At 70.0% G+C, this 12,566-nt stretch carries 10 protein-coding genes and 1 pseudogene; all 11 read left to right on the top strand.

Annotation, left to right across the window (positions count from 1 at the left end; all coding sequences use genetic code 11):
• Positions 1-288 precede the first annotated feature (288 nt).
• Entirely contained in the window at positions 289-2,040 is a 1,752-nt protein-coding gene (locus ACTHMS_RS01050; RefSeq protein ID WP_440304823.1) for an acetolactate synthase large subunit, read from the top strand.
• Positions 2,040-2,567, top strand: coding sequence for an acetolactate synthase small subunit (gene ilvN, locus ACTHMS_RS01055; RefSeq protein ID WP_440304824.1), 528 nt, complete (start codon positions 2,040-2,042; stop codon positions 2,565-2,567). Before ACTHMS_RS01050 ends, ilvN begins: the two co-directional genes overlap by 1 nt.
• A gap of 40 nt (positions 2,568-2,607) precedes the next feature.
• Positions 2,608-3,636: a ketol-acid reductoisomerase gene (gene ilvC, locus ACTHMS_RS01060; RefSeq protein WP_440304825.1), complete on the top strand. Its 1,029-nt coding sequence runs from the start codon at positions 2,608-2,610 to the stop codon at positions 3,634-3,636.
• A gap of 156 nt (positions 3,637-3,792) precedes the next feature.
• Entirely contained in the window at positions 3,793-5,439 is a 1,647-nt protein-coding gene (locus ACTHMS_RS01065; protein ID WP_440304826.1) for a sodium:solute symporter family protein, read from the top strand.
• Between the two features lie 13 nt (positions 5,440-5,452).
• Entirely contained in the window at positions 5,453-5,761 is a 309-nt protein-coding gene (locus ACTHMS_RS01070; RefSeq protein WP_440304827.1) for a hypothetical protein, read from the top strand.
• Positions 5,762-5,797: 36 nt separating this feature from the next.
• Entirely contained in the window at positions 5,798-7,054 is a 1,257-nt protein-coding gene (locus ACTHMS_RS01075; protein ID WP_440304828.1) for an MFS transporter, read from the top strand.
• Between the two features lie 11 nt (positions 7,055-7,065).
• Positions 7,066-8,088: a 3-isopropylmalate dehydrogenase gene (locus ACTHMS_RS01080; protein ID WP_440304829.1), complete on the top strand. Its 1,023-nt coding sequence runs from the start codon at positions 7,066-7,068 to the stop codon at positions 8,086-8,088.
• A 257-nt stretch (positions 8,089-8,345) separates the two neighbouring features.
• Entirely contained in the window at positions 8,346-9,947 is a 1,602-nt protein-coding gene (locus ACTHMS_RS01085; RefSeq protein ID WP_440304830.1) for a TerD family protein, read from the top strand.
• Between the two features lie 10 nt (positions 9,948-9,957).
• The gene (locus ACTHMS_RS01090) at positions 9,958-10,638 is read left to right on the top strand and encodes an AIM24 family protein (protein WP_440304831.1); all 681 of its coding nucleotides are present in this window, start codon (positions 9,958-9,960) and stop codon (positions 10,636-10,638) included.
• A gap of 11 nt (positions 10,639-10,649) precedes the next feature.
• The gene (locus tag ACTHMS_RS01095; RefSeq protein ID WP_440304832.1) at positions 10,650-11,678 is read left to right on the top strand and encodes an AIM24 family protein; all 1,029 of its coding nucleotides are present in this window, start codon (positions 10,650-10,652) and stop codon (positions 11,676-11,678) included.
• A 191-nt stretch (positions 11,679-11,869) separates the two neighbouring features.
• Positions 11,870-12,482 (top strand): annotated as a pseudogene (locus tag ACTHMS_RS01100) (citramalate synthase); the annotation flags it as partial.
• Positions 12,483-12,566: the final 84 nt, after the last annotated feature.

Below are 12,566 nucleotides of genomic sequence, written 5' to 3' on the forward strand. Positions count from 1 at the left end.
TCCCCCTCGCTCCGCGACGTCTTCCGTGACGCGACCCCCCGGGGTCGGCGGAACTAACAGAGACCTTACATCACCATCGGGTGATCGTCCAGCCTTTCGGCGCGACCGGCCGACCGCGGTTTGGCGAGCGCGGCCCCGGCGCGATAGGGTCGGCGCGTGCGCAAGCTCGTACTCGTTCTCGAGCGCGTCGCGTAAGGTTTTCGGACCTCGCGACGCGCTGACCCTTCGTGCATCGGCACGAGGGGTTTTTTGTTGCGTCGACGAGGCGGGTCAGAAGGGCGAAAGAGCATGACCGAGTCGGGAATCACCGGCGCGCAGTCGCTGGTGCGGTCGCTGGAGCACGTGGGTGCGGATGTCGTCTTCGGCATCCCGGGCGGGGCGATCCTGCCGGCCTACGACCCCCTGTACGACTCGACGCTCGTACGGCACATCCTCGTGCGGCACGAGCAGGGGGCCGGCCATGCGGCCGAGGGGTACGCCCAGGCCACCGGCAAGGTCGGTGTCTGCATGGCGACGTCCGGCCCGGGCGCCACGAACCTGGTGACGCCCATCGCCGACGCCTACATGGACAGCGTCCCGATGGTCGCGATCACCGGCCAGGTGGGGCGTCCGATGATCGGCACGGACGCGTTCCAGGAAGCCGACATCAGCGGCATCACGCTGCCCATCACCAAGCACAACTTCCTCGTCCAGCACGCGGACGACATCCCTCAGGCGATCGCCGAGGCCTTCCACCTCGCCGCCACCGGGCGACCGGGGCCGGTGCTCGTCGACCTGCCGAAGGACGTGCTGCAGGAGCTGACCTCGTTCAGCTGGCCGCCGAAGCTCGACCTGCCGGGCTACCGGCCGGTGACCCGCCCGCACGGCAAGCAGATCCGCGAGGCCGCCAAGCTCATCGCGGGCTCGCGTCGTCCGGTGCTGTACGTCGGCGGCGGCGTGCTCAAGGGACGCGCCACCGCCGAGCTGCGGCGCCTGGCCGAGCTGTCCGGCATCCCGGTCGTCACCACGCTGATGGCCCGCGGCGCCTTCCCCGACAGCCACCGGCAGCACCTGGGCATGCCCGGCATGCACGGCTCGGTGTCCGCGGTGACCGCGCTGCAGAAGGCCGACCTGCTCATCGCGCTCGGCACCCGCTTCGACGACCGCGTCACCGGCAAGCTCGACACGTTCGCGCCGAACGCCGCGATCATCCACGCCGACATCGACCCGGCCGAGATCGGCAAGAACCGAGCCGCCGACGTCCCGATCGTGGGCGACGTGCGCGAGGTGCTGGTCGAGCTGATCCCGGCGCTCGAGGCCGAGTTCGCCGCGGGCCACCGTGCCGACCTCACCGGCTGGTGGCGGCAGGTCGACCAGTGGCGCGAGACCTACCCGCTCGGCTACGACGAGCCGGCCGACGGCACGCTGGCGCCGCAGTACGTGATCGAGCGGCTCGGCAAGATCGCCGGACCCGAAACGATCTTCGCCGCGGGCGTGGGCCAGCACCAGATGTGGGCCGCGCAGTTCATCCAGTACGAGAACCCCTACACCTGGCTCAACAGCGGTGGAGCCGGCACGATGGGCTACTCGGTGCCCGCGGCCATGGGTGCGAAGGTCGGCTGCCCCGACAAGCTGGTGTGGGCCATCGACGGCGACGGCTGCTTCCAGATGACCAACCAGGAGCTCGCCACCTGTGCGATCGAGGGCATCCCGATCAAGGTCGCCGTGATCAACAACGGCAACCTCGGCATGGTGCGCCAGTGGCAGACGCTGTTCTACGACGAGCGCTACAGCAACACCGAGCTGGGCACGCACAAGCACCGCATCCCCGACTTCGTGAAGCTCGCCGACGCGCTCGGCTGCGTGGGCCTGCGCTGCGAGGACAAGGCGTCGGTGGACGCGACGATCGAGAAGGCGATGTCGATCAACGACGCGCCGGTGGTCGTCGACTTCACCGTCGGCAAGGACGCCATGGTGTGGCCGATGGTCGCGGCGGGCGCCAGCAACGACGACATCCAGGCGGCCCGTGACATCCGTCCGGTGTGGGAGGACAACGAATAATGTCGACGCACACGCTGTCGGTGCTGGTCGAGAACAAGCCCGGTGTCCTGGTCCGCGTCGCGGGCCTGTTCAGCCGCCGCGGCTTCAACATCGACTCGCTCGCGGTCGGGCCGACCGAGCACGCCGAGATCTCCCGCATCACGATCGTGGTGAGCGTGGCCGAGACGACCGCGCTCGAGCAGGTCACCAAGCAGCTCAACAAGCTGATCAACGTGCTCAAGATCGTCGAGCTCGAGGAGAGGCAGGCCGTGCAGCGCGAACTGCTGCTGGTCAAGGTGCGCGCCGACGAGGCCACCCGCCGCGACGTGCTGCAGATCGTCGAGCTGTTCAAGGCCAAGGTCGCGGACGTCGGGCCGGAGGCGCTCACCGTCGAGCTCACCGGGCGTCCGGACAAGCTCGAGGCCCTGCTGAAGATGCTGGAGCCCTACGGCATCCGCGAGATGGTGCAGTCGGGTACGGTCGCGCTCGGTCGCGGCCCCCGTTCGATGACGCAAGCCGCCCTGCGCTCGGTCGAGCGCAGCGCCTGATCACGCGCTGCCCGCAGCGCCGGAACGAAGGAACACGCAAGTGGCAGTGGAGATCTTCTACGACGACGACGCCGACATCTCGATCGTGCAGGGCCGCAAGGTCGCCGTGATCGGGTACGGCAGCCAGGGGCACGCGCACGCGCTGTCGCTGCGCGACTCGGGTGTCGACGTGCGCGTCGGCCTGCCCGAGGGCTCGAAGAGCCGCGCGAAGGCCGAGGACGAGGGGCTGCGCGTGGTCACGCCGGCCCAGGCGGCCCAGGAGGCCGACCTCATCATGATCCTCGCGCCCGACCCGGCTCAACGCGCGTTGTACGCCGAGTCGATCGAGCCGAACCTCAAGGACGGCGACGCGATCTTCTTCGGGCACGGCTTCAACATCCGTTACGGCTCCATCAAGCCGCCGGCGAACGTCGACGTCGCCATGGTCGCCCCGAAGGGCCCGGGCCACCTCGTCCGCCGCCAGTTCGTCGACGGCAAGGGCGTGCCCGTGCTCGTCGCCGTCGAGCAGGACGCGAGCGGCAACGCCTTCCAGCTCGCGCTGAGCTACGCCAAGGGCATCGGCGGCACCCGCGCCGGCGCGATCAAGACGACCTTCACCGAAGAGACCGAGACCGACCTGTTCGGCGAGCAGGCCGTGCTCTGCGGCGGCGCGTCGCAGCTGGTCATGTACGGCTTCGAGGTGCTCACCGAGGCGGGCTACGCCCCCGAGGTCGCCTACTTCGAGTGCCTGCACGAGCTCAAGCTCATCGTCGACCTGATGTACGAGGGCGGCATCGCCAAGCAGCGCTGGTCGGTCAGCGACACCGCCGAGTACGGCGACTACATCTCGGGCCCGCGCGTCATCGACCCGCACGTGAAGCAGAACATGCAGGCCGTGCTGCGCGACATCCAGGACGGCACCTTCGCCAGCCGCTTCATCGCCGACCAGGACGCCGGCGCGCCGGAGTTCCTCGAGCTGCGGGCCAAGGGCGCCGCGCACCCGATCGAGGAGACCGGACGCAAGCTCCGCGGCCTCATGTCGTGGGTGAAGAACGACGACGACTACGTCGAGGGCAGCGCCGCCCGCTGACCCACCGCATCGCCGACACCGGCCCGCGTCCGACGACGGACGCGGGCCGGCGTCGTCCTGGGGCAAATATGAGGTTTGGGAATGTTTGCAGCGCGGTAACAACTCCCTTCGGGTGACTCGGCAACCAGCCGGTGGGTCACCGGAACGGAGACCTCGATGCTGCGGTTGCACCCGTCGGCCCTCGACATCGTCCTGCTCGTCATCTACTTCGTCGCGGTGCTCGGCATCGGCGTCGCCGCCCGCCGCTCGGTCGGTACGAGCGCCGACTTCCTGTTGGCAGGTCGCTCACTGCCGGCGTGGGTGACCGGGCTCGCGTTCGTCAGCGCCAACCTCGGCGCCACCGAGATCCTCGGCATGGCGGCCAACGGCGCGCAGTACGGCGTCGCGACGGTGCACTACTACTGGGTCGGCGCCGTGCCGGCGATGGTCTTCCTCGGCGTCGTGATGATGCCGTTCTACTTCCGCTCGAAGGTCCGGTCGGTGCCGGAGTTCCTGCGCGTCCGGTACAACGACTCGACGCACGTGCTGAACGCCGTCGTCTTCGCGCTCAGCGCCGTGCTCATCGCCGGCGTGAACCTGTTCGCGCTCGCGATCGTGCTGAAGAGCCTGCTCGGCCTCAACCTCTACCTCGGCATCGTCGTCTCGGCCGCCTTCGTGCTCGCCTACATCGGCGCGGGCGGCCTCTCGAGCGCGATCTACGGCGAGGTGCTGCAGTTCTTCGTCATCCTCGCCGGGCTCATCCCGCTCACCATCGCCGCGGTCAAGAACGTCGGCGGCTTCGGCGACCTCGGCCACAGGATCACGAAGTCGATGCTCGGCGACAACGGCCTGCACGCCTGGAAGGGCACGAGCGTCGGCGCCGACCAGGTGAACCCGATCGGCTCGAACTGGATCGGCATCGTGCTCGGCCTGGGCTTCGTGCTGTCGTTCGGCTACTGGACGACGAACTTCGCCGAGGTGCAGCGCGCCCTGTCGGCGAAGGACGAGTCGGCCGGACGCCGCACGCCGCTCATCGCCGCCTACCCGAAGCTGTTCATCCCGGCGGTCACCGTGATCCCCGGCCTGGTCGCGCTCGTGACGTTCAAGGACTTCGGGCAGGGCAGCAGCGGCCTCACCTACAACGACGCGATCCCCGCGCGGATGGGCAAGCTGCTGCCGTCCGGCGTGCTCGGCATCGCCATCACCGGCCTGTTCGCCTCGTTCATGGCCGGTGTCGCCGCCAACGTCAGCTCGCTCAACACGGTCGTCACCTACGACCTCATGGAGCCGTACCTGGCCAAGAACAGGAGCGACCGGTACTACCTCAACGCCGGGCGGCTGGTGACCGTCGGCGGCATCGTCATCGCGGTGTTCACGGCGATCCTGGCGTCGCACTTCAACAACATCATGACCTACCTGCAGTCGCTGTTCAGCATCTTCAACGCGCCGATCTTCGCGACGTTCATCCTCGGCATGTTCTGGCGCAAGACCTCGGCGTGGGGCGGCTTCTGGGGCCTGCTGAGCGGCGTGGTCGCCGGCGCGGTCACCTTCCTGCTGTTCCAGACCAAGGTCGTCACGGTCAGCACCGCGATCTACGCGACGTTCATCCAGGCAGGCATCGCCTTCGTGGTCGACCTGATCGTCACCCTTGCGGTCACCGCAGTGACGCCGCGTCCGGACCCGGACTCGCTCGGCGACATCGTCTACAGCCGCAAGCAGCGGGCGAAGGAACGGGGGCCGAAGCCGACCTGGTGGGAGCGGCCCGTGCTGCTCGGCGGTGGCGCCCTCGCCATCGGCGTCGTCCTCAACGTGATCTTCGCCTGAGAGGGGAACGGACATGGCCGACACCAAGCGCACCGACAGCGACACCCCGGACGCCTCGCGCATCTCGAAGCTCTTCGACATCCGCCTCATCGTGGGCGGCCTGCTGACCCTCTACGGCGTGATCCTGACCATCAAGGGGTTCGCCGACTCGTCGGCGGCGATCCACAAGGCGGCGGGCATCCGGCTCAACCTCTGGACGGGCATCGGCATGCTCGTCGTCGGCCTGCTGATGCTGGCCTGGATGAAGCTGCGCCCGCTCCCGCCCGCCGACCCCGACGACCTCGTCGAGGAGGAGGGACCGCGCGAGAGCCGCGCGTCCTGAGCCCGTTGGTTCGGACGCGGGTGCCAGCATGATCGCGTGAATCTGTGGCGGCACGCCGACTTCCGTCGGCTCTGGGTCGGCGAGACTGTGAGCCAGTTCGGCTCGGCCGTCACCGCGCTCGCGCTGCCGCTGGTGGCGGTGCTCGTGCTGCACGCCTCGACGTTCCAGGTCGGGCTGCTCACCGCCTTCGGCACGCTCGCCTTCCTGGTGCTCGGCCTTCCGGCGGGCGCCTGGGTGGACCGCATGCGTGCCCGCTGGGTGCTCGTCGTCAACGACCTGCTGCGAGCGGTCGCGCTCGCGTCGGTCCCGATCGCCCACGCCGTAGGTGTGCTGAGCATCGCGCAGCTCGATGTCGTCGCCCTGGTCAGCGGGGCCTCGACGGTCTTCTTCGACGTCGCCTACCAGTCCTACCTCCCGCAGCTCGTCGCGTCCGAGCAGCTCGTCGAGGGCAACGCCCGGCTGCAGGCCAGTGAGTCGGTGGCGCAGCTCGCCGGGCCGGCCGCGTCCGGAGGCCTCGTGCAGCTGCTCGGTGCGCCGTACGCGGTGCTGCTCGACGCGCTGAGCTTCCTGTGGTCGGCCGCCTGGGTGAGCCGCATCCGCACCCGGCCCCCACGGCCGCCGCGCGCGCCCGACCGGCACCTCGGCCGCGAGATCGCCGAGGGCCTGCGGTTCGTCACGCAGCACCGCCTGCTGCGCGCGATCGTCGCGTGCACGGCGTTGTTCAACCTGTCGGCGGCGATCTTCGGTGCCGTGCAGATCGTGCTGCTGGCCAGGGTGCTGCATCTCGCGCCCGGTGTGATCGGGCTGCTCGCCTCGGTGTCGGCGGTGGGCGGGGTGCTCGGTGCCGTGCTGGCCGACCGCATCGCCGCGCGGCTCGGGCAGGGACCGACCATCCTGGCTGCGGTGCTGGTGTCGGCGCCCATGGCCTTCGTCGCACCGTTCGTGCAGCGGGACTGGACGCTCGGTCTGCTCGCGGCCGCCGACCTCGTCGGGTGGGCGGCGGCGGTGGTCTACAACATCGTGCAGATCTCGTTCCGCCAGGGGGTCTGCCCGCCACGCCTGCTCGGTCGCATGAACGCCAGCATCCGGTTCGTCGTCTCGGGCGTGCTGCCGGTCGGCGGGGTGCTGGGTGGCGTGCTCGGCGCCGGCATCGGCGTGCGTCCGACCCTGCTGCTCGCGGCCTCCGTCGGGCTGCTCGCCGTCCTGCCGGTGGTGCTGACGCCGCTCGGCCGCACGGTGTCGTTCGTCCCGCAGGGCGAGACGGTCGGCTCACCGGCTGGGACCGTCGACTAGGCTGACTGCTCGTGAAGCTTGCGGTCATCCCCGGCGACGGTATCGGCATCGAGGTCACCGAGCAGGCCCTGCGCGTGCTGCAGGCGGTCAGCCCGGACATCGACGCCACCCACTACGACCTGGGCGCGGCGCGCTGGCACCGCACCGGCGAGACGCTGCCGGACTCGGTGCTCGACGAGCTGCGCGGCCACGACGCGATCCTGCTCGGTGCCGTCGGCGACCCGTCCGTCCCGTCGGGCGTGCTCGAGCGCGGACTGCTGCTGCGGCTGCGCTTCGAACTCGACCACTACGTGAACCTGCGCCCGGCCAAGCTCTACCCGGGCGTCGCGACGCCGCTGGCGGGGGACCCGTCGATCGACTCCGTCGTCTACCGTGAGGGCACAGAGGGCCCTTACACCGGCAACGGGGGCGTGCTGCGCACGGGCACGCCCGCCGAGGTGGCCACCGAGGTCAGCGTGAACACCGCCTTCGGCGTCGAGCGGGTCGTGCGTGCCGCGTTCGCCCGCGCCCAGGCCCGGCCGCGCAAGCACCTGACGCTGGTGCACAAGAACAACGTGCTCGTCTACGCGGGTGACCTGTGGTTCCGCACCGTGCAGGCGGTGTCGGCCGAGTTCCCCGACGTCACGGTCGCCTACAACCACGTCGACGCCGCGACGATCTACCTCGTCACCGACCCCGGTCGCTACGACGTCATCGTCACCGACAACCTCTTCGGCGACATCATCACCGACCTCGCCGCCGCGGTTGCCGGCGGCATCGGCCTCGCCGCCAGCGGCAACGTCGACCCCTCGCACACCAACCCGTCGATGTTCGAACCGGTGCACGGCTCGGCCCCGGACATCGCCGGCCAGGGCAAGGCCGACCCGACCGCCGCGGTGCTGTCGGTGGCGATGCTGCTCGAGCACGTCGGCCAGGCCGAGGCCGCGGCGAAGGTCGAGCGCGCCGTCGCGTCCGACCTCGCCTCGCGCGACCCGAAGGCGCCCGGCTCGACCGGCGAGATCGGCGAGCGCCTCGCCGCCGCTGCCGCGGGCTGAGCCTGCGACGGCCGGCGGGCCGCCTGCGTCCGAGCGCCTCTCGTGACGTATTTCGGATCTGCTGACGGATCTCGCAATCGGTGACGGCACTTTTCGCCGTCACCGGATCCGAGATCCGTCACTCGGTGCTTGATCCGTCACGAGATGGCGGAGGCGGCGTGTATCAGCGCGGACGCGGCGAGGCTCTGTTCGGGCGGCGGTGCTGCCCCTAGGCTGGGCGGCCCGAGGGTCGACCAGTCCAACCGAGGAGCGGCGGCGTGAGCACGGTGTTCTCGCGCGGGCAGAAGAGCCCGCTGTCGAACGTCACGAGCGGCACCGACCTCTACGTCGGGATCCAGCTCGAGCCCGGCGCCGGGTGGGACATCATCTGTTTCGGCCTGGACGCGGACGGCAAGCTCAGCGACGACCGGTACATGATCTTCTTCAACCAGCCCGAGTCGCCCGAGGGGTCGATCAGCAAGCTCGGCGCGCAGTCCGGCGACACCGAGTCGTTCCGGGCCACGCTCGACAAGGTGCCCGACGGCATCGCCACGCTGTCGTTCTGCGCGGCGAACGAGGGCACCGGCACCGCGAAGGACATCGGCCAGGGCTACCTGCGCATCGTCGCCGGCGGCGAGGAGGTGCTGCGCTACCCCTTCACCGGGGCCGACTTCACCAGCGAGCGCGCCATCATCATCGGCAACGTCTACCGCAAGAGCGGCGTCTGGCGGGTCTCGGCCGAGGGGCAGGGGTTCGCCGGCGGCCTCGGCGCGCTGGTGCGGTCGTACGGCGGCACGGTCGACGACGAGCCCGAGGCTCCTCCCGCGCCCACCGCAGCGCCGGGCTTCGCACCGCCGCCCGCCGCGCCGGCAGCGCCGGCCGCAGCGCCCGGGTCCGCACCGCCGCCCGCGGCTGCCGCGCCGGCCCCCGGGTTCGCGCCGCCGCCCGCCCCAGCGCCGGCGTTCGCACCGCCGCCCGCCGCCGCGATGCCGCCCGCCGCGCCGCCGGCGGCACCGCAGTACCCGCCGCAGGCGCCTCCACAGCCGTTGCAACCCCCGATGCAACCGCCGTTGCAACCGCCGTTGCAACCACCTGGCCAGCCACAACAGCCGTTGCAGCCGCCGCAGGGCATACCGCCGCAGCAGCCCGCAGCCGGGGCACCCGCGGGTGGGGGAGCAGCACCGTTCAACCCGGACGCACCGAGCCAGTCGCGTCCGACACCGCCCGGCGCCATGGTCACGCTGACCAAGTACAAGGAGAAGCCGACCACCGGTCGCTGGACGCAGCAGAGCGAGTACCTCGTCAAGGTCACGCTCGGCGCCGAGTGCTGGGCCAAGCGTGGGGCGATGGTGGCCTACCAGGGCGACATCGACTTCGGCTTCAAGGGCCCGGGCAACCTCAAGGACATGTTCGAGCACCAGATCACCGGGCAGCGGCTGAAGCTGATGACCTGCAAGGGTCAGGGCGAGGTGTTCCTGGCCAACGAGAAGCACGACCTGCACATCGTCGACCTCAACGGCCGCACCATCTGCGTCGCGTCCGACAACGTGCTGGCGCTCGACACGACGCTCGACTTCCAGATCCGCCGCATGGAGAGCGCGGGCCTGCCCGGCGGCGGCTTCTACTTCTTCGAGATCAGCGGCAACGGCACCGTCGTCGTCATGTCGCAAGGCCCGCCGCTGACCCTGCCCGTGCAGGGGCCGACGTACGCCGACATCAACGCGGTGGTGGCGTGGTCGGCCGGGCAGCGCGTCAGCATCACCTCGCAGGTGCGGGTGGCGCGCACGTACTTCACCGGGACGTCCGGCGAGACGTACAACATGCAGTTCATGGCGATGCAGGGCCAGCACTTCGTCGTCGTCGAACCGTTCGAGGTCTGAGGAGCAACCGATGGACGGCGCGCTGCTGCGGGACAACCTGCCCACCCAGATCACCGACCGCATGTCGAACCACGGCACCAAGATGTGCAAGGTGCTGATGCAGCCCGGCTGGGACTGCATCGCCAAGGCCGGGTCGATGGTGGCGATCGAGGGACTGCTCGACATGGTGCCCGACCCGCCCGGCTTCCGACAGATGTTCAAGCAGTTCCGCACCGGCGAGTACATGCACATCATGCAGGTGAGCGGGCAGGGCGTGCTCTACCTCGCCGACTACGGCAACGAGGTGATCGTCATCCAGCTCGCGAACGAGGGGATCTCGGTCAACTCGCGCAACGTGCTCGCCTTCGACGCCCACCTCGAATGGAACATCCAGCGCCAGGAGGGGCTGAAGATGTTCTCCGGCGGCGGCATGTACAACGTCACGATCAAGGGCAGCGGGTGGGTGGCGCTGTCGACCAAGGGCGTGCCGATGGCGCTCGACTGCGCCGAGGCCCCGACCGCCGTCGACACCGACGCCCTCGTGGCCTACACGCTCGGGCTCGAGACCAAGCTCAAGAAGACCGGCAGCCTGGCCGGGAAGATGGTCGGACGCGACACCGGCGAGCAGTTCCAGCTGCAGTTCAAGGGGCAGGGCTTCGTGCTGGTGCAGCCGAGCGAGGACCACCGCCCGTTCTTCTCGTTGCGCGGCTGAGGGAGGACACCATGCAACCCGGAGGCTTCCCGCCCGGTGGCTACCCGCCCGGATCGCAACCCGGCGGCTTCCCGCCCGGCGTCCCCGCCGGAGCGCCCCCCGGCTTCCAGCCCGGCGGCTTCCCGCCCGGGGCACCTCCCGGCTACCCGCCCGGCGCGATGCCCCCAGGCGGCATGCCCGGCTACGGCTACCCGTTCGCGCCGCAGGGCGTGTTCGGCAACGACGGCGCCGACGGCTTCGGCCGCGACACGCTGCTCGGCAACCGGCCCGTCGAGTCGCCGGACCACTACGCGCTGCAGAACAACAAGATGCTGCGCGTGCGGCTGAACCAGCAGCACACCCAGTTCTTCGCGAAGTCCGGCTCGATGGTCGCCTACCAGGGCGGCGTCAACTTCGAGGGCAACACCGAGTCGTGGGTGCAGGACTTCATGCGCAGCCTCACCGGGGCGCGTCCGGCGATCATGAAGGTGAGCGGGCAGGGCGACGTCTGGCTCGCGGCCCAGGCGCAGGAGATCAACATCCTGACCCTGCACAACGAGTCGTTCATCGTCGACAAGGACAACCTGCTCGCCTTCAGCACCAACCTGCGCTGGGACATCGTGCGCATCGACTCGACGCAGTCGATCGGCGGCATGGACAACTACAACCTCGAGCTCACCGGCACCGGCACGTTCTGCCTCGCGACGCCGGGTTCGCCGCTGGTCATGCGGGTGACGCCGAACAACTACTACTTCGCGGACGCGGACGCCGTCGTCGGCTGGTCGGGCCACCTGTCGACGCAGCTGCAGTCGAACACGATCTCGACCGGCGTGTGGCGTCCGCGCGGCAACACCGGCGAGTCGTGGCAGGTGCAGTTCAGCGGCGACGGCTTCGTGGTGATCCAGCCGTCCGAGGTGCTGCCGCCGTACAACGCCCTCGAGGGCAGTCACCTGCAGCAGGTCTTCGGCCCCGGCACGGCATTCCGCGGCAACCAGCTCGGCAACGCCGGCGGCCGCGGCCTCGGGGCGCTCGGCGGCGGGCTGGGCGACCTGTTCAACTGAGACGTTCCCGCCGGGGGCGCTGCGTATGGCACACTGTGCCCGTGCGCAGCACCCTCGGCATTATCGAGTAGCGCGTCGGCCACCAGCACCACTGCCGACGCGCAGACCCTCCGCGACCTCGCGGGGGGTCTTTTGTTTTGACCGGACGACCCCTGTGACGCCCCAGTCACCACCGCGAAAGAGGCCCGACCATGGCGCAATCCGACGCCTTCCACGTCTTCGACACGACGCTGCGCGACGGGGCCCAGCGCGAGGGCATCAGCTACTCGGTCGCCGACAAGCTCGCCGTGGCCCGGCTGCTCGATCAGCTCGGTGTCGGGTTCATCGAGGGCGGCTGGCCGGGCGCGCTGCCGAAGGACACCGAGTTCTTCGCCCGCGCCGCCGACGGCGAGCTCAAGCTCGAGCACGCCGTGCTCGTCGCCTTCGGCTCGACCCGCAAGGCCGGCGTCCGGGTCGAGGACGACGCGCAGGTGCGGGCGCTGCTCGACTCGCGGGCACCGGTCGTGACGCTCGTGGCGAAGTCGGACGTGCGCCACGTCGAACGCGCGCTGCGCACGAGCCTGGACGAGAACCTGGCGATGGTGCGCGACACGGTGGCGTTCCTGCGCGAGCACGGCCGCCGGGTCTTCGTCGACTGCGAGCACTTCTTCGACGGCTACAAGCACGACCCCGACTACGGCGTGCGCGTGCTCGACGCGGCCGCCGAGGCGGGGGCGGACGTGGGCGTCCTGTGCGACACCAACGGCGGCATGCTCCCGATGGGCGTCCACGACGTCGTGACGGACGTGGCGCGTCGCGCCGGCATACCGCACGGGATAAACACCCACGACGAAAAAACGTTAGCCGGGGGCAAAAACCAAGCCTCCGTGGTTTAAGGGGCGACACCCA

Origin of the sequence: Jatrophihabitans sp. (assembly GCF_051960575.1) — a bacterium.
GTDB lineage: Bacteria > Actinomycetota > Actinomycetes > Mycobacteriales > Jatrophihabitantaceae > JBQCEE01.